At 50.0% G+C, this 26,150-nt stretch carries 22 protein-coding genes, 1 pseudogene and 1 riboswitch; of the genes and pseudogenes, 18 read left to right on the top strand and 5 right to left on the bottom strand.

From position 1 onward, the window contains the following. The first annotated feature begins 234 nt into the window (after positions 1-234). The gene (locus PVOR_RS18895; protein ID WP_006211045.1) at positions 235-1,743 is read left to right on the top strand and encodes a UDP-N-acetylmuramoyl-L-alanyl-D-glutamate--2,6-diaminopimelate ligase; all 1,509 of its coding nucleotides are present in this window, start codon (positions 235-237) and stop codon (positions 1,741-1,743) included. A 27-nt stretch (positions 1,744-1,770) separates the two neighbouring features. After that, a complete protein-coding gene (locus PVOR_RS18890; protein WP_006211044.1) occupies positions 1,771-2,874 on the top strand; it encodes a PQQ-dependent sugar dehydrogenase in 1,104 nt (367 codons plus the stop codon). A gap of 116 nt (positions 2,875-2,990) precedes the next feature. On the opposite strand, the gene PVOR_RS18885 is transcribed toward PVOR_RS18890, so the two are convergent. Next, on the bottom strand, positions 2,991-3,638 hold the full coding sequence (locus tag PVOR_RS18885) for a helix-turn-helix transcriptional regulator (protein ID WP_006211043.1): 648 nt from the start codon (positions 3,636-3,638) through the stop codon (positions 2,991-2,993). 284 nt (positions 3,639-3,922) lie between these two features. On the opposite strand from PVOR_RS18885, the gene PVOR_RS18880 reads away from it, so the two are divergent. Then, positions 3,923-4,159: an indolepyruvate ferredoxin oxidoreductase subunit alpha gene (locus PVOR_RS18880; RefSeq protein ID WP_006211042.1), complete on the top strand. Its 237-nt coding sequence runs from the start codon at positions 3,923-3,925 to the stop codon at positions 4,157-4,159. Between the two features lie 608 nt (positions 4,160-4,767). Here PVOR_RS18880 and PVOR_RS32635 read toward each other — a convergent pair. Next, positions 4,768-4,899: a hypothetical protein gene (locus PVOR_RS32635; RefSeq protein WP_268741804.1), complete on the bottom strand. Its 132-nt coding sequence runs from the start codon at positions 4,897-4,899 to the stop codon at positions 4,768-4,770. A 956-nt stretch (positions 4,900-5,855) separates the two neighbouring features. On the opposite strand from PVOR_RS32635, the gene PVOR_RS18870 reads away from it, so the two are divergent. The 10 genes and pseudogenes from PVOR_RS18870 to PVOR_RS18825 all read left to right on the top strand — a co-directional run bounded on the left by PVOR_RS18870 (position 5,856) and on the right by PVOR_RS18825 (position 16,917). After that, positions 5,856-7,016, top strand: a complete 1,161-nt coding sequence (locus PVOR_RS18870) for an ROK family transcriptional regulator (protein ID WP_006211040.1) — start codon at positions 5,856-5,858, stop codon at positions 7,014-7,016. Between the two features lie 28 nt (positions 7,017-7,044). After that, the gene (locus PVOR_RS18865; protein WP_006211039.1) at positions 7,045-8,049 is read left to right on the top strand and encodes an asparaginase; all 1,005 of its coding nucleotides are present in this window, start codon (positions 7,045-7,047) and stop codon (positions 8,047-8,049) included. 93 nt (positions 8,050-8,142) lie between these two features. After that, positions 8,143-9,734, top strand: a pseudogene (locus PVOR_RS33070) (glutathione ABC transporter substrate-binding protein). Positions 9,735-9,854: 120 nt separating this feature from the next. Continuing rightward, positions 9,855-10,781 carry an ABC transporter permease subunit gene (locus PVOR_RS18855; RefSeq protein ID WP_006211036.1) on the top strand — a complete coding sequence of 309 codons (927 nt, stop codon included), beginning with the start codon at positions 9,855-9,857 and terminating at the stop codon, positions 10,779-10,781. Positions 10,782-10,793: 12 nt separating this feature from the next. Next, positions 10,794-11,699 (top strand): ABC transporter permease, encoded by a 906-nt coding sequence (locus tag PVOR_RS18850; RefSeq protein WP_006211035.1) that lies wholly within the window; start codon positions 10,794-10,796, stop codon positions 11,697-11,699. 15 nt (positions 11,700-11,714) lie between these two features. Beyond that, positions 11,715-12,719, top strand: coding sequence for an ABC transporter ATP-binding protein (locus PVOR_RS18845; RefSeq protein WP_006211034.1), 1,005 nt, complete (start codon positions 11,715-11,717; stop codon positions 12,717-12,719). Next, positions 12,716-13,705 carry an ABC transporter ATP-binding protein gene (locus PVOR_RS18840; RefSeq protein WP_006211033.1) on the top strand — a complete coding sequence of 330 codons (990 nt, stop codon included), beginning with the start codon at positions 12,716-12,718 and terminating at the stop codon, positions 13,703-13,705. The genes PVOR_RS18845 and PVOR_RS18840 overlap by 4 nt, the downstream gene beginning before the upstream one ends. A 41-nt stretch (positions 13,706-13,746) precedes the next feature. Then, entirely contained in the window at positions 13,747-15,207 is a 1,461-nt protein-coding gene (locus PVOR_RS18835; RefSeq protein ID WP_006211032.1) for a leucyl aminopeptidase family protein, read from the top strand. 31 nt (positions 15,208-15,238) lie between these two features. Then, the gene (locus PVOR_RS18830) at positions 15,239-15,925 is read left to right on the top strand and encodes a copper homeostasis protein CutC (protein ID WP_006211031.1); all 687 of its coding nucleotides are present in this window, start codon (positions 15,239-15,241) and stop codon (positions 15,923-15,925) included. 38 nt (positions 15,926-15,963) lie between these two features. Then, positions 15,964-16,917 carry an ROK family protein gene (locus tag PVOR_RS18825; protein ID WP_006211030.1) on the top strand — a complete coding sequence of 318 codons (954 nt, stop codon included), beginning with the start codon at positions 15,964-15,966 and terminating at the stop codon, positions 16,915-16,917. 402 nt (positions 16,918-17,319) lie between these two features. Here the strand turns inward: PVOR_RS18825 and PVOR_RS18820 are convergent, their stop codons facing one another. Next, positions 17,320-17,847 (bottom strand): hypothetical protein, encoded by a 528-nt coding sequence (locus PVOR_RS18820; RefSeq protein ID WP_006211029.1) that lies wholly within the window; start codon positions 17,845-17,847, stop codon positions 17,320-17,322. 263 nt (positions 17,848-18,110) lie between these two features. Continuing rightward, positions 18,111-18,244: riboswitch (cyclic di-AMP (ydaO/yuaA leader) on the top strand. A 3-nt stretch (positions 18,245-18,247) separates the two neighbouring features. On the opposite strand from PVOR_RS18820, the gene PVOR_RS18815 reads away from it, so the two are divergent. Beyond that, complete coding sequence (locus PVOR_RS18815) at positions 18,248-18,724, top strand: C40 family peptidase (RefSeq protein ID WP_006211028.1); 477 nt, start codon at positions 18,248-18,250, stop codon at positions 18,722-18,724. Between the two features lie 106 nt (positions 18,725-18,830). Here PVOR_RS18815 and PVOR_RS18810 read toward each other — a convergent pair whose 3' ends face one another. Then, positions 18,831-20,105 carry a stalk domain-containing protein gene (locus PVOR_RS18810; RefSeq protein ID WP_006211027.1) on the bottom strand — a complete coding sequence of 425 codons (1,275 nt, stop codon included), beginning with the start codon at positions 20,103-20,105 and terminating at the stop codon, positions 18,831-18,833. Positions 20,106-20,322: 217 nt separating this feature from the next. Between PVOR_RS18810 and PVOR_RS18805 the strand changes: the two genes are divergently transcribed. Beyond that, positions 20,323-20,709 (top strand): 2Fe-2S iron-sulfur cluster-binding protein, encoded by a 387-nt coding sequence (locus tag PVOR_RS18805; RefSeq protein ID WP_006211026.1) that lies wholly within the window; start codon positions 20,323-20,325, stop codon positions 20,707-20,709. Positions 20,710-20,984: 275 nt separating this feature from the next. Here PVOR_RS18805 and PVOR_RS18800 read toward each other — a convergent pair whose 3' ends face one another. Beyond that, the gene (locus PVOR_RS18800; RefSeq protein ID WP_006211025.1) at positions 20,985-21,842 is read right to left on the bottom strand and encodes an AraC family transcriptional regulator; all 858 of its coding nucleotides are present in this window, start codon (positions 21,840-21,842) and stop codon (positions 20,985-20,987) included. A gap of 200 nt (positions 21,843-22,042) precedes the next feature. Here PVOR_RS18800 and PVOR_RS18795 point away from each other — a divergent pair, with 200 nt between their 5' ends. The 3 genes from PVOR_RS18795 (at position 22,043) to PVOR_RS18785 (ending at position 26,105) form a co-directional block, all read left to right on the top strand. Next, a complete protein-coding gene (locus PVOR_RS18795) occupies positions 22,043-23,836 on the top strand; it encodes an L-fucose isomerase (RefSeq protein ID WP_006211024.1) in 1,794 nt (597 codons plus the stop codon). A 26-nt stretch (positions 23,837-23,862) separates the two neighbouring features. Then, positions 23,863-24,522: a class II aldolase/adducin family protein gene (locus tag PVOR_RS18790; RefSeq protein WP_006211023.1), complete on the top strand. Its 660-nt coding sequence runs from the start codon at positions 23,863-23,865 to the stop codon at positions 24,520-24,522. 74 nt (positions 24,523-24,596) lie between these two features. After that, positions 24,597-26,105 carry a rhamnulokinase gene (locus PVOR_RS18785; protein ID WP_040680741.1) on the top strand — a complete coding sequence of 503 codons (1,509 nt, stop codon included), beginning with the start codon at positions 24,597-24,599 and terminating at the stop codon, positions 26,103-26,105. Positions 26,106-26,150 lie beyond the last annotated feature (45 nt).

Raw genomic sequence — 26,150 nt, 5'->3', positions numbered from 1 at the left:
GAATCTGATGTTCATATGAGCGGCTGGTATCGATATTCGATATTGGAATTGCAACCGCTTACTTCCAGCGTAACATGGTTATCTCTTCCAGTCATCATATTCTTGTTTCATAACGGGCTGGCTTGGTTAGGTTAATAAGAAACGCTGGTTTAAAACGATACATCGTCGTGAATTCTACGCCTTAATATCACAACGGACCTTGAATGGATTACATCACGAGATGAGGTACCCTACATGAACCTGAAATCACTGACGGAGCGGCTGATTCTTAAGACAATTACAGGCAGCACTGCTGTGGAAATCACGAATCTCGATACGGATTCAAGAGCCATCAGACCTGGCGGATTGTTTGTCTGCGTTCCGGGATTTAATGTAGACGGCCATGATTATATCGAGCATGCGATACAGAACGGTGCTGTTGCCATTATGGCTGAGAAGGAGCTTCCGGAGCTTCCCGGGAACATTACGCGGATTACTGTGCCGGATACAAGAAGGGTGCTTCCCATTTTAGCCAACTCCTTTTTCGGTAATCCTACCGAGCAGCTGAAATTGATCGGGATTACGGGGACGAACGGCAAAACAACAACAACACATATGGTTGATAAGGTGCTGAATGATTCCAACCGCAAAACAGGAATTATTGGTACTCTCTATATGAAAATCGGAGATCATGTAGAGAAAACGTTGAATACCACGCCGGATACGATCCAGCTGCAGCGATATTTTCATGCGATGGTCGCGCATGGCGGCACGTATGGCGTGTTGGAAGTGTCCTCGCATGGACTGGATATGGGAAGAGTGCGGGGGTGTGATTTTCAGACCGTTGTTTTTACAAACCTGTCCCATGATCATCTCGATTTCCATCAGAACATGGAGAGTTATCGCAATACGAAGGAACTGCTATTCACCCAACTAGGCAACAGTGATCGTGACATGCAGAAAAAAGTGGTGCTGAATGCTGATGATGCGGCCTCATCCTATTACGGGAAGCGTACATCCGCACAGATTGTGACATACGGCATTCATAACCCGGCGGATGTTCGTGCTCTGCATATTCAAAATACCGGCGACGGCTGCCGATTTATTGTAGAGACGCCATGGGGGAGTAGCGACTTCACTATGAAGGTTTATGGCGTACACAACGTGTACAATGCGCTGGCGGCCATTACTACCTGTCTGCTCGAAGGGATTCCGATCCAAGAAATCAGGAACAGTCTTCAGGATTTTGCAGGTGTTCATGGACGTTTTCAAGAAATAAAGACAGACAGGAGTTTTCGCGTAGTTGTAGATTATGCCCATAATCCGGATGGGCTCAAGGCAACCTTGCTGTCCGCTAAAGAAATTACCTCGGGCAAAATGATATGCGTGATGGGCTGTCGGGGCGAACGGGATCGGCTCAAGCGGCCGATCATGGCGGATATTGCAGCATCCTATTCGGATTATGTGTTGTTCACAACGGACAATCCGTTCTCCGAGGACCCGGAGCAGATCATAGCTGAGATGCTCGGAGGTTTGAGCTCTCATCATGCCGTCAACTGGGAGGTAGTGCCGAACCGCAAAGATGCGATTCAACGAGCGGTCGAGATGGCCGGGGACCAGGACAGGATTATCATTACCGGGCGGGGGCATGAGACCCGTTATGTAGCGGGGAGCCAGGTTGATTCGTTCAGCGACGAGGAAGTTGTGCTGAGTTCCCTTCAGGTCATGGAGCACGGCATCCAGATGATGTCACCCGAACAATAAGCTTAAGCGATCTTGGGAGGTGTAATCTTGAAACGAACAACGATTGGCATCATGTTAGCAGCGATTTTGTTGACTGTGACAGCTTGTACCAGTCCTTCATCCCCGTCAACGGAGGGAGAGCGGCAGGAACAGGAGCAGGAGGTCAGCCGGGAGGAAATGTCCTCCGATACTCCATACCAAGTGCTTGCCGAACAATTGAAGACACCCTGGGCGATTGATTTTGAGGGAGAAACGATTTATATCAGCGAACGGGAAGGGAATATCGTACAGATCCAGGACGGCGAATTCAACAGACAGACTGTACATACAGAGAAGCCGGTTGCCCAGATAGGAGAAGGCGGGTTCTTGGGCTTTGTATTAGCCCCTGATTTCAAGGAATCCAGAAGAGCCTTCGCCTATCACAGCTATGATCAGGACGGATCGATTATGAACCGGCTGGTTCTATTGGAGCAGAAGGGGAATGAATGGACAGAAGCGGAATCGTTCATTGAGAAAATCCCGGGCTCCAATGTGCATAATGGCGGAAGAATAGCGATTGGACCCGACAATCATCTCTATGTGACTACCGGTGATTCAGGAGAGGGCGAGCTTGCGCAGAACCAGGAGAATCTTGCGGGGAAAATATTGCGGCTGACGCTGGATGGCAAAATTCCCGAGAATAACCCCACAGCAGGCTCCTATGTGTTTACGTTAGGTCACCGAAATTCGCAAGGCTTGGCTTGGAATTCCGAAGGAGAATTCTACAGCTCAGAACACGGACCATCCGGTACGCCTGGTGGACACGATGAGATTAATGAGATCACCGCAGGCAGCAATTATGGCTGGCCCGAGATTCTTGGGGATGAGCAGCAAGAGGGCCTGAAGACCCCGGTGTACCATAGCGGCGATACGGCCATTGCTCCTTCGGGCATCGCTTTTGATGAAGAGGATCAGATGTATGTTGCTACCCTGCGCGGTCAGAAGCTGTACCGGTTCCAGCCGGAGAGTACCTCACTCGATGTTGTGTTGGAGGATGAAGGCAGATTAAGAGACGTGAAAGTATATAACGGCAAAATTTATGTTATTACCAACAACACCGATGGGCGGGGTGTGCCCTCCGATAACGATGACCGGCTGCTTGTACTGGAATAATTCAGAGAATTGTACATGTCTTGTCATTTGAGAGAATAGGATAGAAGAAGCGTACCGTACCGTTCTAAAAAAGCCCCTTCCTGTATGGAAGAGGCCTTAAGTGGCAATAACAGATATTATGTTTGTCCGCTTTCGACCTGCTTTCGGATACGGTAGACGCATTTCTTGTCGCCCTTGGCGAGGCATTCGGTACGTTCCACATCGGCCTCCAGCAGCGATTGAAACAGGTCAAGCTCACAGCGGCAGGCATGCTGGAACCGGTTGGCTACCTGGGATATCGGGCAGTTCAATTCTTCGAATATATATTCATCTTCCGTTACCTTTTTGTAATCGACCATATATCCGTTGTCATTCTGAATTTGGGCAAGCGCTATAACACGCTCTTCCAGGGCATCCGCTTTAACAGCAGGCGTATACTTGTTCAACAGTGTACCTTTTCGTTTATCAAACAGCAGCGAAATCATCTCATCACCAGCTTCGTCCTGCAGCTCGCTGAGCAGGTCAAGAGCAAGAGCGTGATAGTTCTTAGGGAAAAAATCCTCCGCAGAATCGGTAAGACTGTATAAGGAAACGGGTCTTCCCATCGGTTGCTTCACGGTTCTGTATGTGATGTAGCCCTCATTTTTCAAGCTTTCCAGATGACGCCTGACGGCCATGCCGGTAATGCCTAATGTCTCGGTAATGGATTTTGTGCTCAGTTCACCATTTATTTTTAACATTTGCATGATATACTCGCGAGTGCTGTATGCGACTTCCTGATCCACTAAAATCACCGCCTTGTTTCTCGATGAATTACTTCTATTACAACTAAAAATCGTTAAAAAGCAATATGTCTCATCTTATGACTTTACCTTCTATAAGTCAACCGGAATAGCAGTTTTATAAGCTTGATGTGACGCCGTTTATTGACAATCCACATGTTTGACCACATAATTATGATATATTTTAGTATAAAAAGTATAAAAAAACAAAGTGTCTCAAGGTCACGGAACTTTATTTGGAAATGATAGGCAATGAAAAATTATAACATGGGAAGGTGGAATCACGAATGTATGTTATTGGTTCGGCTTGTATCGAAGAGAAAGCGGGAGAATGCGTAGACGTTTGCCCTGTGGATTGTATAGAAGAAGGAGATGACCAGTTCTACATAGACACGGATATCTGTATTTCATGCGGTGCTTGCGAGGCAGCATGCCCGGTGGCCGCTATTTTCTATTTCGAGGACCTGCCGGAAGAAGAGAAGCATTACTTCGATAAAGCGGTTGAATATTATAAAAACAAGTAGGGCGCTCGGGCGCTCCGGTTTGAGGCTAGCAAGCGCTCCGGTTTGAGGCTATCCGCTCTGTTGTCCGTCCGTTTCTTGGATTGGAATAGGCAGGGGTGAAACGGACTCCCAAAGGATCGGCTATCCTCAAACCTCCGCTGTGGGGGAAGATCTACAGATCAAAAGATTAAGGGATCGAGAGGTTGAAAGATCGAATGCGAGAATAGCGTGACCAATCAATGATGTGTGCGAGGCATCACCCTAACGGACCTAGCAGGCGTTATTCTAGCGAAATCGAGCGATTGCAGGGATTAACGGACACCGTAGCTCTTATTCGTCACTGAAAAGCACCTTTGGGGGTGTTTTCGAGTAAATAAGAGCTCTCCAGTCCGTTAAAAAATCAAAAGCTGGTTTTTTAGGTAGATAGGAGTGTTCCAGTCCGTTAGCGTCCTCAGTTACTCAACCACCCAGGAACCACCCATTCAACCACGCTGCAGCCATCCACCCACGCGGACAGCCATCGACGTAAGGGGGTAGCCAGCAAACTCCTCGGGCAGCATCCAAACTGCATGTACATCCCTCGACGGAAATCTATCCAACCACACAGCATCCAACAAATCACGCAGAAGTCATCGTACCGCACGGCGCCACCAAACCGCACGCACAGCCACCGAGTCGTACAGCCATCTACCGAACCCCATGGCCAGCCACCAACCCTCACGGCCAGCCACCGAGTCGTACAGCCATCTACCGAACCCCATGGCCAGCCACCAAACCGCACGCACAGCCACCGAGTCGTACAGCCATCTACCGAACCCCATGGCCAGCCACCAAACCTCACGGGCAGCCACCGAGCCGTATAGCCATCTACCGAATCCCATGACCAGCCACCAAACCGCACGCACAGCATCGAACGACCCGGGCAACCATTCGCCCCCGCGCCGATCACGCGCTGCGGGGCGATGGTCAACTCGCTCCATGGGGACCGGGCTGATTTCTAGCGAGCGGGAACAAAAAACAAAGAATCAATGACAACCAGTGATAATACTACAATCACAGATCATCAATTTTAAAGCCATTCGGGAAATAAAATGTACCCCATAAGACAGACACTTTAAAAAAGGTCATCTTATAGGGTGCATTTTAAAATTAGAGAAACCTCTCTAATTTATTTCTCGGGTGGTTTATTTCGCTTGGATGAAGTGTTCGACGGAGGCATGCCTCAAATCAACATCGTTATTACTTTAAACCCCTGTAAAACCACCTATTGAGGCGCTTAGAATGGGAAAATTTCCTGATGCGAGGTTCGGGGCATGCTTGGATGGATGTCGACCAAACAAGGCTGGCAAACATACAATAATTCGTTTCGCGGTTGGCTTTATTATGGAAGTCAAACCGCGGTGTTATCTACATTTCAGGAGATTTCGTGTCATATTAATGTCATGTTGTGCGCGTGAGAGGGGCAACTGTGTCTATGCAAGGGATTGTATCACTTTCGCAAAAAATTGAAATGCTTACATTTCCAAAATAAAAAAATAATAATTTAAATGTGTCATATATATTGACACTTTTACAAAAGACGTTTTATTATTAATATCACTGGAGAATAAAAATAATAAAATTGATAAAAATCACTGTTTTTTGATGATAACAGGTCGTTTTAAATGGAAAAATGATCTAATTAATCTACTGGTGAAATTAAATAGGGGATGTCTTCATGAAAAAGCATGATCAAGACTTTATGAAGCGGCAGAACAGACTCACGGTATTCCAAATCATCAAGAATGAACAGCCGATTTCAAGAGCAGCTATTGCCAAACAAACCGGAATGAGCCCGACAACCGTCAGCCGCATAGTGTCAGAGCTGACAGAAGAGGGATACGTTCATGAGACGGAAGAACAAGCTTCGGCCGGACGAGGAAGAAAGTCTTCCTTAATAAGGCTGCTGGATACTGCCGTGATCTCGATCGGCGTCGAGCTGGATCGTCACCAGGCCAACATCGGATTCATCGATGTACAGGGGAATGTGCTGTGCAGCGGCAATTTTCCCAGATCTTCGGGCGATACGCCAGAAGCAACGGTGGCTCGGATCGCAGACATTATTGAAGAGCTGATTCTTGAATGCGATATCGATCGCAGACGGATTGTGGGAATCGGCGTTGGGCTGCCAGGCATCATCGATGTTGAAGCAGGCATTGTCAATTTTTCCGTTCAGCTGGGTTGGAAGAATGTGCAGCTTGCCGAGAGACTGAAGGAATTAACGGGGCTTCAAGCTGTCGTAGACAATGAGCTGAAAGTGAAAGCATTGGCGGAACAATTAAAAGGCTCAGCGTATGGCTCCAACCGTACGGTTCTGCTGGGATTTGGTAATGGTGTAGGCTCGGCACTGATCCTGGAAGGGGAAATTTACCGGGGGGTGACCAACAGTGCGGGGGAAATCGGACATACCACGGTGGACCCTGAAGGCATGATGTGTGACTGCGGCAAGGCCGGCTGTCTTCAAACCTATATCAACATACCGTCCTTGCTATCAGAAGCCAGCAAAATAAAACCGGTTCGTACTATAGAAGAGTTATTCGCGGAGAGACGTGCAGGAACAAGATGGGCGTGTTACTTAATCGATCGAGCCCTTGCTTATATGGCCATTACAATCAACAACGTGGTTAGCATGTACAATCCTGACAGCGTCATCTTGAGCGGTGAAATTCTGGACAAGTTTCCCGAAGTGTATGAGGAGATTACCAATCTCTGTTATACGCAGTATATCTGGGAACCGCTTCAGGATTCCTTCACCATCGTCCGCTCCAAGCTGCATGAGCATGGCGTCATCATTGGCTCGGGACTTGTGGCACAGGATCGTTATTTTCAATTGAATTAATTCATCTAAAGATCGGGGGGGCATGATTATGGGTTTTGTGCCATTGGTAGAGGAATATCGCGGAAATGTACTGGAGAATGTCCATTACGGAGCGATCAGCGTTGTAGACGAGAACGGAGGGGTCATTTATGCAGCAGGTGATCCGCATCACATGACATTCCTGAGATCGGCGGCTAAACCATTTCAGGCGATACCGGTTATGAAGCGCCGAATTGCCGAAGTCTACGGACTTACGGGGGAAGAGACGGCACTGTTTGCCGCTTCCCACCGGGGCGAACGCTTTCATATCGATGCCCTGGAATCCATTCTGAAAAAAACAGAGATTCAGGAGGAGGCCCTCCACTGCTGTGCAACCTATCCATTGAATGAGGATGCAAAGGCAGAGAGGCACCGCAACCATGAGGAGAAGCGCCGGATATTCCATAACTGCTCAGGCAAGCACAGCGGTTTGATTGCCCTGAGCAAGCATATGGGCTGGGACGAGAGCACGTATTACAAGCCGGAGCATCCGGTTCAGCAGGAAATCCTTAAAACCCTGGCTTACTTTGCTGAAGTTCCGGTTTCCTCGATTCCGCAAGGCATCGACGGCTGTGGGCTTCCCATCTTCGCACTTCCTCTGGATCGCATAGGGTACTCGTTCCTTAAGCTGGCTTGTCCGGATTTGATCCACGATGCGGAGACAGCGGATGCAGCTGCAAGAATGGCACAGCTGATGAACGAGTATCCGGATGTCATCGCAGATACGAGATTTGTGTGCTCGGCTCTGCTCCGGGATCCCAATCTGGCTGCCAAGGGCGGCGCCAAAGGCGTATACGGCATCGGACTTCGGGAGGAGCGCTTGGCCATCTCGCTTAAAGTATCCGATGGCTCCGAACAAGTATGGCCTTGTATCATTGCCTCCATCCTGGAGCGTCTTGGTTATGACAATCAAGCTACGATTGATCGATTGTATGATCTTGTGCCGAATGCGATCTTTAACGATGGCGGTACGCTTGTTGGCGAGCGGCGGGCCGTGTATGACTGGAATGATTAAGCTGTGAGGAACTCAAGGCTTAAGGAAGAGATGTTATTTTCTTAAGCGGCGAGTGAATCTATAGATATTATTACATCAAAGGGGGAGTAAACAATGAGATTCAAAGGTAGAACATGGTCACTGCTTATGCTGCTGCTCGCATTCACGATTGTTGCGGCAGGCTGCGGCGGAAATAGCGGAGGCGGTGAAGGTGCAAGTGAAGGCGGCGGCGAAACCAAGCCGGTGACAAAAGATAATAAAGACGTGGTCATTGCCATCAACGCCAACTTCATCACGCTTGACCCGCACAATGCTGGAGACACGCACTCGATTTCCGGTGCACGCACGATGTATGAAGGCCTGATGGGTTTCAATGAGAAAATGGAACTCGTGCCTATGCTGGCTGAAGACCACACAGTCAGTGAAGATGGTTTGACGTATACGTTCAACCTGCGTAAGAACGTGAAGTTTCATGATGGAACAGATTTCAATGCTGAAGCGGTAAAAGTCAATCTGGAGCGCATTATGAATGAAGAGAACAACCTTCGTATGCGTAAAAGCTTCTCGAAAGTGGCAGATGTTCAAACACCGGACGAACATACCGTTGTTATTACTCTCAGCGAGCCCTACAACGCGTTCTTGAACAAGACGGCCATGGCGCTGATCATCAGTCCGAAAGCGCTTGAAGACGGTATTGATATCACGAAGAACCCCGTGGGTACCGGAGCATACAAATTCAAAGAATGGGTCCAAGGTGATCGTCTCGTTGTGCTGAAGAACGAAGACTACTGGCAGGAGGGTCTGCCCAAAGTCGACAGTATCACGTTCAAGCCTGTACCTGAGAATGGTTCCCGTATTGCCATGCTGAAGACCGGAGAAGCGGACTTCATCTACCCGATGCCGACAGAGCAGGTATCTGAGGTCGAAGGCGATCAGAACATCGTTGTTGACAAGATCGATTCCACCATCGTGCGTTACATCACACTGAACACGATGAAGAAACCTTACGTACGATCTGAAAGTCCGTCAAGCGATCAACTATGCAATCGATAAAGAAGCATACATTAAGGTTGTCAAATCCGGTCTTGGCTCCAAGCTGACTTCCTCCATGTCCTCGAATGACACAGTATTATTCAGAGCAATCCGGTTATGACTACGATCCGGAGAAAGCCAAAGCACTCCTTGCGGAAGCTGGCTATCCGGAAGGATTCGAAGCAGAAATCTGGGGAGAGAACGACTCCGAAACGATGAAGGGTATGCAGTTCATTCAACAGCAGCTTGCTCTAGTCGGAATCAAAGTCGAAGTGAAATCGATGGAGGGTGCTACGCTGTCCGATCAAATCAATTCGGCAACGCCGGAAGATGCGAAGATTCAAATGTGGTATGTAAGCTGGTCACCATCTTCAGGCGATGCGGATGGAGCCACTAAAGGTCTGTTCAGCAGTGAATTCTTCCCGCCAGCTGGCTCTAATACAGCATATTACAAGAATGATAACGTAGATAAGTGGATCATGGATGCCAATAAGTCTGTAGATCCAGAGGCTGCAAAAAGCATTTATGCCGACATCCAGAAGCAAATCTGGGAAGATGCGCCATGGGCGTTCCTCGGTGTAGATCAGGTCATTACGGGTAAAAGAGCTTATCTTGAAGGCGTGAAGGCATTCCCTGATGGTTCCATCAATGTGCTGAATGCCGAAATAAAGTAATCAGACAGCGAAGAGCTTACTGAACGTATACCTTGTGGTGGGCCGCTTCTTAAGATTATTAAGGATGCGGCCCATCTTATTTTAAAAAGAGCTCAAATGTTGCGGAAGGAGGCTCATCCCTTGGGAAGATATGCAATTCAGAGGCTGCTGGGGGTTATCCCGCTGCTGTTCATTGTATCGATACTCGTATTTATGTTCATTCATCTTATTCCTGGAGATCCGGCGAGACTTGTTGCGGGTAAGGATGCCACCCTTGAGGAGATCAACGGTATTCGTGAGCAGCTGGGATTGAATTTGCCGTTATGGCAGCAATATGTTAATTACATGGGTGATCTGTTGAAGGGTGACTTGGGTGAATCCGTACGTTCCGGAATACCGGTTATGGAGATGTTGGAAAGCCGTTTTCTCCCAACCATTATCCTGACTTTTACCAGTCTTGGCTGGGCACTTATTATTGGACTGCTAATCGGGATTGTAACCGCTGTTAATCGAGGCAAATGGCCGGATTATATCGGTATGCTGGCCGCGATATCCGGTATTTCGCTGCCTGGATTCTGGCTGGGGCTTGTCCTTATACAAGTTTTCTCCGTTCAGTTGGGATGGTTCCCGACAGGGGGCATTGATACATGGCAATCCTATATTCTGCCTTCCTTCACGCTTGGAGCCGGCATTATGTCCATGCTGGCGAGATACTCCCGCTCCTCCATGCTGGAGACGATGCGTGAGGATTATGTCCGAACCGGACGCGCCAAAGGCTTGCGCGAGTTTACCGTTGTCGGAAGACATGCGCTGCGCAATTCCCTGATTCAAGTAGTGACCGTTGCCGGACTGCAGTTCGGGTTCCTGCTTGGCGGCTCGGTTATGGTTGAGACGGTATTCAGCATACCGGGCATGGGTCGTTTGTTGGTAGATTCCATCGCATTTCGTGATTATACCGTGATCCAGGCCTTGCTGTTAATGTTTGCAGCTGAATTTATTTTAATCAACCTGATCGTTGATCTGCTTTATGGCGTACTGAATCCGAAAATCCGGTATGCATCGAAATAGGAGGGGGAACCAATGAGCGACAACTCGACAGCGACTGTCATTTCTGTACCAGAGGAGACGCTTGTGAACAGGCCGGCAACAGGCAAATTCAAAGCGTTTATGTCTAAGTTTATGAAGCAAAAGCTTGCCGTTATATCCAGTGCGTTTATCCTGCTGTTATTCATAGTAGCAATAATCGGTCCGCATATTGTACCTTATCCTCCAAATGAACCGAATTACGACGCCCTGATGGAAGGACCATCGGCAGCGCATTGGGCAGGTACCGACGAGTATGGCCGGGATATTCTCAGCCGCTTGATCGATGGAACAAGGCTCACGATGGCTGTCAGCTTAAGCGCGGTATTCATTTCCGCAATTGCGGGCACCATTCTCGGACTGATCAGCGGTTACTACGGCGGCTGGATCGATCGTCTGATCATGCGGGGCAGCGATGTTATGTTCTCCTTCCCCGATCTGCTGCTTGCCATCGGTATCGTGGCGATTTTGGGGCCGGGCTTATCCAACGTGGTTATAGCAGTAGCCGTATTCGGGACGCCGTCGTTCGCAAGGATCATCCGAAGCGTAACCTTGTCTGCCAAAGAATCGCTGTATGTCGAAGCAGCTCAATCGATGGGCGCCAAGAATAATCGGATTATCTGGAAGCACATTTTTCCTGAAACCGTACCAAGCATCATTGTTAACGTCTCGATGAAAATCGGTGGCGCCATTCTGGCAGCGGCATCCTTGAGCTTCCTTGGACTTGGAGCGAAGCCGACTGAACCGGACTGGGGTGCCATGCTAAGCATGGGGCGTGATTACCTCAGCATTGCTCCGCATATCGTGTATTTTCCAGGCTTCATCATCTTTTTGACGGTGCTTGCTTTTAACCTGATTGGGGATGGCCTCAATGACGCGCTGGATCCGAAGACAAAAAATTAAAAGGGGGGATAAATCGTGGCGCAAACATTGCTTGAAGTGAAAGGTCTCAAAACCGAGTTCAAACGCGAGGGCTCATCGGTGCTCGCTGTGGCGGGAGTGGATTTTCATATTAATAAAGGCGAAGTGCTCGGGCTCGTAGGTGAATCCGGTTGCGGTAAAAGCGTGACCTCCCTGTCCATCATGAGACTTCTTAAAGATACACCCGGCAGAATCTCCGGAGGCTCCGTGAGCTTTGAAGGCAAGGATCTGGTGCAGCTGTCGGAAAAAGAAATGCGTCGTTACCGCGGTAACGAGCTGGCAATGATCTTCCAGGAGCCGATGACCTCACTCAATCCCGTGCTGCGCATTGGCAAGCAGCTGGAAGAGTCGATTATGCTCCATCTGGGCTACGGCCGCAAGAAGGCGCGTAATCATGCGATTGAGTCTCTTAAACTGGTTGGGATTCCGAGAGCCGACGAAGTCGTGGATGACTATCCGCACCAATTGTCCGGCGGCATGCGGCAGCGCGTCATGATTGCAATGGCCATGTCCTGTAATCCGAAGCTGCTCATAGCTGACGAACCAACGACAGCGCTCGATGTAACGATTCAGGCTCAAATCCTGGATCTGATGAACCGGCTGAAGAGGGAGCAGGAAATGGGAATGCTGCTCATTACACATGACCTTGGCGTCGTCGCGGAAATGTGCGATCGTGTGGTTGTCATGTATGCCGGCCGGGTGGTGGAAGAAGCAACGGTGGAGGAGCTGTTTGAGAATCCGCAACATCCGTATACCAAAGGGCTCATTCATTCCGTGCCGAAGCTGAGACAGAAGGTTCGCCGCTTGGAATCGATACCCGGGAACGTACCGGATTTGATGAATATGCCTCAAGGCTGCAAGTTTGCACCGCGCTGCCCATTCGTGATGGAGCGTTGTTTGTCACAGGAGCCTGGGCTGCTGCCCGTTGCCAATGAACCGCATCGTCAAAGTCGCTGCTGGCTGACGCAGGAAGGGCATCCGGAAGGAGGGGAAACCGCATGAAAGAAACACCTTTGTTAGAAGTCAGGAACCTGCAGAAATCATTCACCGTGAAAAAAGGATTCTTCGGTAACGCCAAGCAGCTGCGCGCCGTGGACGGAATATCCTTCGCTATTCAGAAGGGCGAAACCTTCAGTCTTGTTGGGGAGAGCGGATGCGGCAAGTCAACGACAGGCCGGCTGGTCACACGGTTGCTGACACCAAACGCAGGCGAAGTGATTTTTAACGGACAAGACATCAGCGGTTATAACGATAATCAGATGCGTCCGCTTCGTAAAGATATGCAGATGGTTTTCCAGGATCCTTACGCTTCCCTCAATCCCCGGATGAAGGTGAAAGAGCTGGTGGCAGAGCCATTGCTGATCCATACCAAGATGAGCACGAAAGAGCGGGATAAATTGGCTTGCGAGCTGCTGGAAACGGTGGGTTTGAACAGCTTCCATGCCGAACGCTTTGCCCATGAGTTCAGCGGGGGCCAGCGTCAGCGGATTGGCATTGCCAGAGCACTGTCCGTTCGTCCGAATCTGATCGTAGCAGATGAGCCTGTTTCGGCACTGGATGTATCCATCCAGTCGCAGGTGCTGAACCTGCTGCAAGATCTTCAAGAGGAGTATGGGCTAACTTACCTGTTCATCTCGCATGATCTGAGTGTTGTCGAGCATATCAGCGACCGGATCGGTGTGATGTATTTAGGGACTTTGGTGGAAACGGCGGATAAAGATACGCTGTACGATCGTCCGCTGCATCCGTATACCCAGGCGCTGTTGTCCTCGGTTCCGGTTCCGGATCCGAAACAGAAGAAGGAACGGATTATTCTGAAAGGCGATTTGCCAAGTCCCGTGAATCCGCCAACAGGCTGCCGATTCCACACGCGCTGCCCTTCCTGCATGGAAGTGTGCAAGCAGGTAACGCCCGTATACCGTGAGGTTGAACCAGGGCATCAGGTGGCTTGTCATTTATATGATGAAGAGATCATGAAGCATGTGTAAGCAGCTTTGATATGGATGTTCGGTTGAGGAGGAGGACTCAGATGCAAATCACAATAGACGATATGCAATCGGTAGATACTTCGATTTATGCGGTTTATGAAGGGGAGGGGCCCCCTTTCCGGGTAACGGAATCCCAGAAGCAAAAATATACACTGACCTGGTTCTATGGCCGTTCTCATCATGAGACAGACGATCTCGTAGCCGGAATGGGTCCGCGCTCTGGCCTGACATTGGAGCAAGTGCGCAGAACGGGAGCATCCGCAGCGAGAGCACTGCTTAAGGAGAAAAAAGCAAGTGCGGTGTTGGTGCGCGCCTCATTCCGCGAGGGAGAGGCTTCTGCAGCAATATCGGTGAAGGAGGAGCTTCAAGCATGGATGGAAGGCTGGATGTACGGATTATATCAATTCAATAAACATCGAGGCGTTACAGCCAATCATCAAGACCTCTCCTTGAATCTCCGAGTGAAAGATTGGCAGGGGCTCACCCGTGAAGATATGGAATCCATCCTGAGGGAGGCTTCCATCCGCATAAAAGGAACCCGGCTCACGCGAGATTTGGTTAACGAATCACCGGAAACGTTAAATCCGGAAGCGTTCGTTGCGGTCGTGGAGGAACGCTTCAAGAAGGCACCGGTTCAGCTTCACGTGTATCGCGGACAAGAGCTTCATGATCGGCAGATGAACGGGCTTATTGCCGTAGGCGCTGGCAGCCAATACGCCCCTGCCATGATTGAATTATCCTACAACGGAGCTTCTTCATCGGAGAAGAGTCCTCATATCGTGCTCATCGGCAAAGGCGTAACCTTTGATATGGGTGGTATGAACGTCAAGATTGGCCGAGATATCAGCGATGCCCGCATGGACATGGGCGGTGCTGCTGCCGTCGTTGGTGCAATGGATATTCTGGTATCTCGCCAAGCACCGGTGCGAGTCACGGCACTGATCGCCGTGGCTGATAATTTAGCTGGACCGGATGCCATGCTTCCTTCTTCCGTTATCCATTATCCGAACGGGCTGAGTGTTCAGGTAGCCAATACGGATGGGGAAGGGAGATTGATTATTGCGGATGCTCTGCTGCATGCAGCGAATCTCGGTGCCGATAAGGTCATTGATATCGCTACCCTCACAGGCAATGTCGGCGCAGCGCTTGGCCTGGAGATTGCTGGAATCTGGGGAGACCGCGATATTACAGCTGATTTGGTTGATATCGGGGAACGCAACGGGGAGCGTTTGTGGCCCATGCCGCTGATGGATGAGTATGCCTCGGAGCTGAGAAGCGATTATGCGGATTTGAAAAATGTCGGTACGTCTACGCTGGCTGGAGCCATAACGGCTGCGCTGTTCATCCGCCATTTTGTAGCCGAGTCTATGAAATGGGTGCACATCGATATGGCAGGCACCGTGCAGTATAAACGGGAGTTTCCCTATTCCGCTGCGGGAGCCACCGGCTATGGCGCCAGATTGTTGGCAGATTATGTGGAGAAGCAGTTTCTCAAGACATAGAGAACAGAACTTTAGATGAGGAGTGACGATGATGCTTCTAGAAATTATCGCAACTTGCGTGGATGATGCCATCACCGCAGAGCAGAATGGTGCGGACCGTCTGGAATTAATTACGGCCATAACCGAGGGCGGACTTACGCCTGGAATCGGTCTCGTTGAAGAGGTTGTGAAGGCTGTTCAAATTCCTGTCCATGTGATGGTAAGACCACACAGTCGGTCCTTTGTGTACAGCACACACGATATAGCAACCATGACGGCGGAGGTCAAGGCGATCCGCAAGGCCGGGGCAGCCGGCGTAGTGCTGGGCATGTTGACACCGGATGGGAAGATTGACGAGGTTTCCTTGGCCAACATGCTGGAATGGACGGGCAGCATGCAGGTCACCTTCCACCGTGCTTTTGATGAGCTGGAGGAACAGTTCGAAGGTCTGCGTACGCTGCTGAAATACCCGTCCGTTACCCGTGTACTGACATCGGGAGGGCCCCAGCCAGCGCCACAAGCAATTCCGAGAATTCGGGAGCTTGTGGAACAAACCAAAGGCAGCGAGCTTAAGATATTGGCCGGCAATGGCCTGAAATGGGAAATTATTCGTGAATTTATCGATCAGACCGGTGTGAGCGAGGTGCATTTCGGCTCGGCGGTTCGATATGGTCGGTCAGGGCTGAAGCCCATTGATCCGATTGAATTGAGATCGCTGGCAGACAGCATACATCAATAGAAGTAGTAGCAAACCTATCGGAAACAGGTGAACAAAAATTGCAAACCGAATGGAATAAACAGCAAGAATTTGTGGTTGGCGTTGACCTTGGGGGTACAAAGATCGCGGCAGCGCTCTTTGATTCCGAAGGACAGCTGCTGAACCGGGAGCAGATGGAAACCGCCGGCGCACAGACGGCGGAGGAGGTGGTCGGCAGAATTACGGCCATGATCCGCAGTGTGTCGGGCGGCCATCCGCTTCGAGGGGTAGGGATGGCCTCACCAGGCACAGTGAATAGCCGAGAGGGGATTGTCATTCATGGAACGAATTTGCCGGAATGGACCAATGTCCCCCTCAAAGCCTGGATGGAGCGTGAGCTGCATACGGAAGTTCAGGTGCTGAACGACGCCAATGCAGCCGCGTGGGGGGAATATGTAAGAGGAGCCGGCAGAGGTTCAACTAACATGGTGTATGTGACGCTGAGTACAGGCATTGGTTCAGGAATCGTGCTGGACGGCAAGCTGTTTCTGGGCAGTAATTCTTTTGCAGGCGAACTCGGGCATCATATCATCGATCCGAGCGGTCCCAGATGCAATTGCGGAAGTCATGGCTGCTGGGAGGTATTTGCCTCGGGGACAGCGATCGGCCATGCAGCGTCCCAGCGGATGCTCGATCAGCCGAGCGTGATCAGAGAGCTGGCTGCAGCAGATGGGGGAGTGAATGCAAAGCACGTATTTGAAGCTAAGCGTCTTCAGGACCCTGTAGCGGTGGAGGTCATCGACCGTGCTATTTATTACATGGCACTAGGTCTGGTTAATGTCATTCACAGCTTCAACCCGGACCGCATCGTAATTGGCGGAGGTGTCAGCAGAGCAGGAGAGCTGCTGTTCCCGCAGCTGCGGGAAATGACAGATAAACTGGTCATGCCGTCCTATTTAGGCACGTACGAGATCGTTCCGGCCGGTCTGCGGGATGATGTGGGTCTGGTTGGTGCCGCAGCCTTGTTCCGGTGATGACAAATGCAATGCTTGGGTAGTGGATAGAGCAGTGGATGGAATAAAGCTTAGATAGAGTTCATTTGGCAGGGAAATAGAATTGGAATTAGACGGGTCTTATAGCCAGTAGTTATAAAAAAGCCGCCCATAGAAGGGCGGCTTTCATTATGTATCAGGGAAGCGGGAAACGGGGCGATCTTTTTTTTTGCTATTGGGGAGTCCGTCACATGTAATGAGTGATAAGTGTGAACCGTAAACCGTCATCCGTTTGTGCATAGGATTCGACTTTTTGGTTTTCTTATGGTTTGTTTGTATCCGACAAACAAGCGGTTGCCCGCACTTTCCCGCCCGCCGGCGGTAACCGCCGGCTCCAAACCCGCACGTGAGGAATACCTGTAGGCTTGGAGCCGGCGGCTGCCGTTACCCCATATACTTCGATGCGTCAAACGATATCATGGCGTTATGATTGGCATGTTCTATCAGTGACGAGAGTTTGGTTACCTCGCGTTCCTTCTTGCGCGCTGCCGCCTGATAAGCTTCAGGATCATACAGAGCGACGTTGAACAGCGTCGTGGCGTTGTCTCCGCTTCCCCGGCTGCTTTGACGCTCAAGCTTCTTGCGAGAGCCGAGGTGTGCAAGCTGTCCGATATCACCGCGAATGTGTTTCGCCAGCTCGATTGCTTCCATGATCGTTATGTCGGAACCATTCCAGGAGATCGTCTTCGTTGTGTTGGAGAGGGCCATCAGCAAATCCAGTTTTCTGAAATCCGCCGCCGCCGCTTCAATCTCTTCCGTAATGACATCTACACTCCGCGCGGGATACTCAGCCGTTTCTCCTTTTTCAATGATCGTACTGCTGTTATTCAGACGCTCCGACGCCAGCTGGCTCATAAGACGATGAATTGCTGCCCGTACGGCTAAAGCTTCAGCCATTGTGATTTGACTCATTCGTAATGGATCACCTCTATGATTTCTTTTCTGATATAGTTAAACGCAGGATCCTGTAAAAAGTTGCTAAACGTTTTAAGAAAATGGAGTAAGAGGAATACGCTAGAGTTACATAATTGTCATGACTATGTGAGATTGTTAACAGGAATCAGGCTGCGAAATTCGATTATTCCGACAGCGGGTAACATAAAACGATAGATTCTTAGGATATTATTGACAGCATCCTTGCTTGTATACTATATTAAGAGAAGTTACAAAATGTTAATGAATTTTTGCCGAATTTCGTTTGTGAAAACGGGGGAACCGTCTTGGGTGAATTATTCTTGTACTAAAGAGAGTATAGGGAACCTTCAACCGAACCCTTAGCTAACTCCGTAGGCATCGAAGGAGAGAACATATTTTGAAGAAATTTGTCATCACATTGCTTGGGTCTGCAATTATTTTTTCTTCAGGTGCCGTAACAGCATTTGCTGATCAACAACCGAACTTTCAGCATCAAGTGAAACAATTGGTAGGAACTCCATATAAATGGGGCGGAACGACCACCAGTGGATTTGATTGCTCAGGATTTATACTGTACATGTTTAGAAATTTTGATATAGATCTTCCACGCACATCCCAAAGCCAGGCTAAAGCCGGGGTTTATGTGGATCGCGAAGACCTGCGGGTTGGAGATCTGGTGTTCTTCAATACAAGCGGCAGCGGAATTTCGCATGCAGGAGTTTACATTGGCGAAGGTCAATTTGCGCATGCTTCCAGCAGCAAGGGTGTAAGAATCAGCAAGCTTAGCGATTCTTATTATGAGCCGCGTTATGTAACGGCGCGTCGTGTACTGAGTCAAGAAAACTATGCGAAACTGGTAGGCAGTCCAAGCTAATTGAGAGACGCAGTTTTTCGGGAAGTATAATACATATTAAGAAAGCCTGACAAAGATCCATCTTTGTCAGGCTTTCTTTTATTGAGGGATGCTAGACCTGATCACTTTATTCCTTTACAACAGAAGCATTCACAGCGCCTTCCATCTGATTATTATAAGTCCGGAATAGTCCCAGACGCCAGAAGGCGGCTCCCTTTAGATCATAGCGCTTGGCGAGACCCAGCTTATCATCTACGGAAGACGGAGTTTCACTGCTTAAGCTGATGCCGAGCAGGAGCTTTTGCTTAGGAACACCCGCTTGGAGTGCAAGCTGAATCGCCTGATCTACAAGACTGTTAGGCTCGGGTACCTGCGATTTGGTGCCGACCGGGTTGTACTGATAAGCCATAATGATGAGATCATCTGCTATGGAGGCAAGAGTCTTGTAATCATAGCCTTTATAAGCACTGTTCAATGGCGGCACGGCCAATGACAGGGAGATGTCCTTCGGTAAAAAAGCCTTCAGCTGTTTGACATAATCGTTAAGCAGCTTCTGCTGCTGCCCTGCATCCAATTTAAAGCCGAGCCCTTCAAAATCGAGAACAACTCCGCCGAAGCCGTTGTCCGTAACGGCTGTCGTTATGCCCTCAATCGATTTCTGCCGAAGGGTGCTGTCACTCAGAACCTTGGTCAGTTCACCATTACCATCCAAAGCATAAACCATAAGATGCGGTTTAATGTTCTGATCCGCTGCATCCGCCACAATGGATTGTGGCGTTACATCACCGGCAGATGCAGGCAAGCGGTACTCTTTACCCTCAAGCGTAAATTGACCTTCGCGGTCGATGCGGCTCCACCCGAAAGCGACTGAGTTCATGGAAGGTATTATATCGCGTTCCTGATAGGATTCTAGAGCATAGAAGGCTCTCAAATGCATCTCCCGCTGCGGAGATGTCAGGGAAACCGTACGCGTAGCCTGGTTCCAGCCCACGTCGACACCGAATTGGCTGCTGAACGAGCTGAGCGGAATCAGCACGCGCCCTTCCCGCTGTACTGGTGGTGCCGCGAGCGTAACTTTTTTCCCGTTCACGGTTGCAGTTTTACTGCCCACCTGCAGCAATACCTCCGTTGCTTGCCCCTTCAGGCTGCCGATCGCTTTCACCGTTTGCGTCTTGCTGTTCCAGGTGATCTCAATTCCGAGCGCTTCGCCAACGGTCCGGAATGGAACATAAGTGACACCGTTGTCTATCCTCGGAGCAGCATCAAATTTCAGTGGAACATCATCCAGCATGACCGCAATAACCGGTCCTGCGGCGGCATTACTGATATTCGTGGCAGTACCCAGCAAGGATAGGGCCAGAACGGTGGCGGCCGCTGTTTTTCCTACATGTTTATGTAACATACTCCGTATTCCTCCAACTCATCATATAATAGTAGATTGGCCTTGCATGGAATGGTAATCTAGTATATGCAATTATAGCAAAATTTTCATAGAGTTCCAATTACATGATGTCATAGAATAGATAAGAGCAGGCATGTTGATTTTTTAAACTTTCAAGTATAATAAATACAGGAATTCATACATAACCTGATGATTACATGCATAGGGGGACAACGGCGTGTTTAAATTCTGGAAGAATAAAAAGGGTAGTGAACGCGGAGATACATCGTTGAGTACGGAAGGAGAACCGATTGAGGCTGTACCGGATCTGATTATCGAGCTTACGGGACGAGAGATTCAGCGTAATGTGGCGCCTGTTCTTGGTATGACCGTGCTGGATCTTGCGGAGCGGAATGACGTGGATTGGAACTCCTTTTGCAAAAGAGGGACTTGCGCGCGCTGCCGCTGCTTGGTGGCGGAGGGTATTCAATATTTGTCCGAGCCGAACCTTGCGGAAGAGGGGCGCCTTGATCCGGAAGAGATTGAGGAAGGCTACCGTTTGGGATGTCAGAGCCGTATCGAAGCGGTGGGTCCCATCAAAATCAGGCATGCTCCGTACTTTTGAACGATATTATCTGGCGACTATTTTTTGAGTTGCAGATTAGAATAGCTATTCAATACACTGAGCGAAATTTTCAAAGGCTTATTCCAACTTGAATGATAAGGAGGGCAGGCCTTTTTTGCATGCTTTTTTTAATCGCGAAAAAATGAAGGGGGTATTTCACGCAAGGGAAATCCATAACGTTACCAGAAAAATGCAAAGAACCTAGTCGAGTGAGAGCACCGGACTAAGGTTCTTTAAAGACGGCTTCATATAAATAGTCTGCGCATGTAAATCCTTTATTCCAAGGCCAGCTTGTTCTGTTCCCGGAAGGAACTTGGCGTTTGACCGGTAATTTTCTTGAATAACATCGAGAAGTATTTATCGTTGCCATAGCCTACTTGTGAGGCCACCTCATGCACTGGCATTTCCGAATCGGCAAGCAGGCGCTTGGCTTCCTCAATCCGGCGGGATATCAAGTAATTGAAGGGAGAATCGCCAAGCTCTTTTTTGAACAGATGGGATAAATAATGCTGGCTGACGTACATCGTATCCGCGATGTCCTTCAGACTGATGCTTTGGGTATAGTTGGCGTCGATGAACTGTTTGGTCCGGAGCGCGATTTCATTCTTGCCCTTCAGGGATTGAAATTGATGCTTTACATCCACGATGCGATAGATCACGGTGATCAATGACATGAGCAGGTTCGTGCTCAGCGTTTCGTAACCCAGCACCTGCGAATCACATTCGCGGATGATTTCCGAAAGATAACTTTCGACTTTATAGGCGTATTTCTCACAGGAAATAACCGGCTCGACATACGCCGGCAGCAGCATTCCTTGCGGAACGCCTTCAATGTGGAGCGAATCCACGCCGCAATAGATTACTTTAAAAGGCCCGTCCGTAATGGATCGTTCCTCATGGGGGACACCGGGGTTGTAAATCGCAACATCGCCTTTGCGGAGTTCATATACTTTTCCTGCGATGGTGAATTCCCCGCGTCCTTCAACCACATAGAGGATCTCACAGAAATCGTGAATTTGTGGCGGCCCGTAGAAAAAATCCTCGTCCACCACTTGCCCGGCAAACAGCAGCTGCGGATTTTTGATGAAGCGGAATTGATCGCTTTTGCTATGCGAGATTTCGATCTTTGGCACGGTCTCGTCCCTCCTGGAAAGCAGCATCCTGTATCCATTATAATGCATAATGCTCATCATGCGGAAATCGTTTACATGAATAGCCGGAATGGTTCACTGTCTTGCTGAAATTATGGTCCGATACAACAAAATAGTGGGTTATCCTCTGCGCTGAATCAATTTACAATGAGGTCATATTCCTGATTGGGAGGCGTGGCAACATGACAATTGAAAACGATTACAGATGGCGGGACGGATTTCCGAAAATCGGCATTCGCCCTACGATAGATGGAAGACGGAGAGGGGTAAGGGAATCCCTCGAAGAACAGACGATGAACCTCGCCAAGGCCGTCGCTGTGCTGCTGTCCAGCGAGCTTAAATACCCGAATGGCGAACCGATTGAATGCGTTATTGCAGATACTTGCATCGGTGGAGCCGCTGAGGCAGCAGCTGCCGCAAAAAAATTCAAGAATGCGGAGGTCGGTCTAACGATAACCGTTACGCCTTGCTGGTGTTACGGAACCGAAACGATGGATGCGGATCCTTCACGTCCCAAGGCAGTGTGGGGCTTTAATGGAACAGGGCGTCCAGGTGCGGTTTATCTGGCTGCCGTACTGTCTGCCCATGCACAGAAGGGACTGCCGGCATTCGGTATCTACGGGGAGGACGTTCAGGACGAAGGCGATACCCGCATCCCGGACGATGTGCAGGAGAAACTTCTGCGCTTTGCCCGAAGCGGCTTGGCCGCTGCATATATGCGTGGACAATCGTATTTGTCCATGGGCTCCGTATCAATGGGCATCGCCGGCTCGATTGTAGACGACAGCTTTTTCCAGGAATATCTGGGCATGCGGAATGAATATGTGGATATGAGCGAATTCACGCGGCGCCTAGCAGAAGGCATTTACGATCCTGAAGAATATACAAAGGCGCTAGCCTGGGTGAAGGAGAACTGTGCGGAAGGACCGGACAACAATCCGGACCATCTTCAGAACAGCCGGGAGCGGAAGGATCTGGAGTGGGAAACCGTTGTGAAAATGACGCTGATTACCCGCGACTTAATGATTGGCAATCCGCGCCTGGCTGAGCTGGGTTTCGAGGAGGAAGCGCAGGGGCACAGCGCAATCGCTTCCGGTTTTCAAGGACAACGCCAGTGGACGGATCATTCGCCGAATGGTGATTTCCTGGAGACCTTGCTGAACTCCTCCTTCGACTGGAACGGCAAACGCGCTCCTTATGTTGTCGCCACCGAGAATGACAGCTTGAATGGCGTGGGCATGCTCTTCGGGCATCTGTTAACCAACACGGCGCAGATCTTCGCGGATGTTAGAACATACTGGAGTCCGGCATCGGTTGAACGGGTCACGGGTTACAAGCTAGAAGGCAAGGCGGAGAACGGCATCTTGCATTTGATTAACTCGGGCTCGGCAGCGCTGGATGGCACGGGCGAGCAGGAGAAGGACGGCAAACCGGCCATGAAGCCGTTCTGGGAGATTACGGACGAGGAAGTGGACCGCACGCTGAGGGCAACGGAGTGGAGACCGGCTAATTTAGAGTACTTCCGGGGCGGAGGTTATTCGACCGATTATCTGACACGCGGCGGAATGCCGATGACGATGTTCCGTCTGAATTTGGTGAAGGGACTTGGCCCCGTCCTGCAAATTGCCGAGGGTTACTCGGTGGATCTTCCAGCGGAGGTGCACGATACACTCGACAAGCGTACCGACCCGACTTGGCCGACAACCTGGTTCGTGCCGAACCTCACAGGACAGGGAGCGTTCACAAGCGTGTATGAGGTTATGAATCAGTGGGGGGCTAATCACGGCGTCATCAGTTACGGTCATATCGGTGCAGATCTTATAACCCTTGCTTCCGTGCTGCGGATTCCGGTCAACATGCATAATGTGTCCGCCGAAGAGGTGTTCCGTCCGCGTGCATGGGGCATGTTCGGAACGTCTGACCCGGAAAGCGCTGATTTCCGCGCTTGTCAGAACTTCGGACCCCTATATAAATAACGGGTCATTCGAGAGGAGAAGGAATCATGCTGAACCTAGAAACGAGAAACGAGCTCTGCAAGTATGCCAAAAAAATCGTCGACAGCGGACTTGTTGTGGGTCCGGGAGGGAACATCAGTGCAAGAGCCGGGGACAAAATGTATTTGTCCCCGAGCGGCTTTGCGCTGGAGGAGATCGAGCCGGAGCAATGGATTGAGGTTGACATCCCGACGGGAGATATTACCGACATTGGCTTGAGACCCTCTTCCGAAGTATTGATGCACTTGTATGGTTATCGTAGCAACCCGGATATCGGGGCCATGGTGCATACACATCCGTCACACTGCATTGCGTTCACGCTGGTTGAGCGGGAGCTCCCGGTGATGTTCCCCGATCAAGCGGCATTGGTCGGCCGAACAGCTTATATTCCGTATATTATCCCGACAACCGACCTGCTGGCAGATGCCGTTGCGGCGAAGGTTACAACGGCCAGTTCCATTCTGCTGGGCAACCACGGCTTGGTCACCACCGGCCGGAATCTTCGGGAAGCCTATTACCGGACCCAGGTTGTGGAAGAGAGTGCCAAAATCTACTTGAGCGCGAAGGCTGCCGGCACGCTGGTGCCGCTGACGGAACAGGAAGTGGACGACATCGCTGCACTCGAAAGTGAAGATTATCGAATCCAGCTGTTGCAGAAGATGAAATAAACGATTGTTGTGTTCAGATCCATGGGTTCAAATTCGGATGGGTACAGTACTGAAGGTGAGAAAGGATGCGTCTTATGAGCAAATCATCGGCGGTGCTTGCTTTTGATATGGGGGCGAGCAGCGGCCGGGCGCTGCTGGGAGAAATCACCTCTTCTGATCATGATTCGCCCGGAATGTTGAAGATTACCGAGATTCACCGTTTTGCCAATATCCCTGTACAGATGGGAGAGCATCTGCATTGGAATTTTCCGATGCTGCTGCAGGAGGTTAAGCATGGCATCCGCAAAGCTTTTCAAGCCGGTCATCAACCGGTTAGCTACGCCATTGATTCATGGGGTGTCGATTATGGGCTGATTGATTGCAACGGAGAGCTGATCGGGGTTCCTTACCATTATCGGGACCTGAGGACCGAGGGAATGGTGAAGGAGACTTGTGAGCAGGTTGGCAAGGAACGCCTGTTTCAAGAAAGCGGACTGCAGTTTATGCCGTTTAACACCATATTTCAATTAAATGCGATGTTGAAGTCACAATCGCCGATGCTGGATATTGCGGATAAACTCCTGCTCACCCCGGATTTGCTGAATTACTATTTGACAGGGGTACAGGCATGCGAGTTTACAATGGCGACAACCACGCAGCTGTATCATGTGACGGATGGCGAATGGAACGAGAAGCTCCTCGAAGAGCTCGGGCTTTCCCGGGCCCTGTTCATAGATCCCATTCAACCGGGTACGGTTATAGGGAAGCTGCAGGATTCCGTAGCACAAGAGCTGGGGGTTCCGGCGATAGAGGCCATTGCGGTTGCCTCGCATGATACGGAATCCGCCGTGGTCGCTGTACCGGCGAATTCGGTGCAGTTTGCTTATCTGGTATGCGGAACCTGGTCGCTTCTTGGAACGGAGCTTCCTGAGCCGCTTGTGCACATGGAGGTGCTGGAAGAGGATTTCTCCAATGAAGGCGGGGCTTATGAGACCTTTCAATTGCTGAAGAACATTATGGGCCTCTGGATTTTGCAGGAATGCAAACGCCAATGGGAGATTCAGGGACTGACGTATTCATACGCAGAGCTGGTTGAACTTGCGCAAGAGGCAGAACCGTTCCGGAGTTTCATCCATCCGGATGACCTGCGCTTCATGAATCCGGCGGATATGACGGTTGAGATCCGGGAGTATTGCAAGGAGACGAGCCAGCCCGTTCCGCAGAGTACTGGCGAGTTTGTGCAGTGTATTTTGCAGAGTTTGGCATTAAGATACCGGGAAGTGCTTGAACGAATGGAGATTCTTACCGGATGCCATTATGATGGGCTGCACATGGTAGGCGGCGGCATTCAAAACGAGCTGTTATGCCGGTATACGGCTAATGCCATGGGCAGAACGGTGTGGGCTGGACCGGTCGAAGCCAGCGCCATCGGCAATATGCTGGTTCAATTTGTGGCGAATGGCACACTGTGCAATCGGGAAGAGGGAGTAGAGCTGGTCAAGCGATCGTTTCCCCTTGCCTGGTATGAACCAGCGTCTGCAGAGGATTGGAACGCAGCCTTCTCTCATTACAAGTCCATAACCGCACAGCAGCAAGTGAAATAGGCTATTGCACTCTTTTATTCATGTAAGCAACATGACGTCCCAACT

Origin of the sequence: Paenibacillus vortex V453, assembly GCF_000193415.1 — a bacterium.
GTDB lineage: Bacteria > Bacillota > Bacilli > Paenibacillales > Paenibacillaceae > Paenibacillus_AQ > Paenibacillus_AQ glucanolyticus.
The sequence above is the reverse complement of the archived record's forward strand: the minus strand, read 5'-3'. Positions and strand labels throughout refer to the sequence as shown.

Coding starts and splice junctions, on each gene's coding strand:
- PVOR_RS18895 (WP_006211045.1), top strand. CDS start 235: ATGAACCTGAAATCACTGACGGAGCGGCTGATTCTTAAGACAATTACA.
- PVOR_RS18880 (WP_006211042.1), top strand. CDS start 3,923: ATGTATGTTATTGGTTCGGCTTGTATCGAAGAGAAAGCGGGAGAATGC.
- PVOR_RS32635 (WP_268741804.1), bottom strand. CDS start 4,899: ATGGGGTTCGGTAGATGGCTGTACGACTCGGTGGCTGGCCGTGAGGGT.
- PVOR_RS18870 (WP_006211040.1), top strand. CDS start 5,856: ATGAAAAAGCATGATCAAGACTTTATGAAGCGGCAGAACAGACTCACG.
- PVOR_RS18865 (WP_006211039.1), top strand. CDS start 7,045: ATGGGTTTTGTGCCATTGGTAGAGGAATATCGCGGAAATGTACTGGAG.
- PVOR_RS18850 (WP_006211035.1), top strand. CDS start 10,794: ATGAGCGACAACTCGACAGCGACTGTCATTTCTGTACCAGAGGAGACG.
- PVOR_RS18840 (WP_006211033.1), top strand. CDS start 12,716: ATGAAAGAAACACCTTTGTTAGAAGTCAGGAACCTGCAGAAATCATTC.
- PVOR_RS18835 (WP_006211032.1), top strand. CDS start 13,747: ATGCAAATCACAATAGACGATATGCAATCGGTAGATACTTCGATTTAT.
- PVOR_RS18830 (WP_006211031.1), top strand. CDS start 15,239: ATGCTTCTAGAAATTATCGCAACTTGCGTGGATGATGCCATCACCGCA.
- PVOR_RS18820 (WP_006211029.1), bottom strand. CDS start 17,847: ATGAGTCAAATCACAATGGCTGAAGCTTTAGCCGTACGGGCAGCAATT.
- PVOR_RS18810 (WP_006211027.1), bottom strand. CDS start 20,105: ATGTTACATAAACATGTAGGAAAAACAGCGGCCGCCACCGTTCTGGCC.
- PVOR_RS18795 (WP_006211024.1), top strand. CDS start 22,043: ATGACAATTGAAAACGATTACAGATGGCGGGACGGATTTCCGAAAATC.
- PVOR_RS18790 (WP_006211023.1), top strand. CDS start 23,863: ATGCTGAACCTAGAAACGAGAAACGAGCTCTGCAAGTATGCCAAAAAA.
- PVOR_RS18785 (WP_040680741.1), top strand. CDS start 24,597: ATGAGCAAATCATCGGCGGTGCTTGCTTTTGATATGGGGGCGAGCAGC.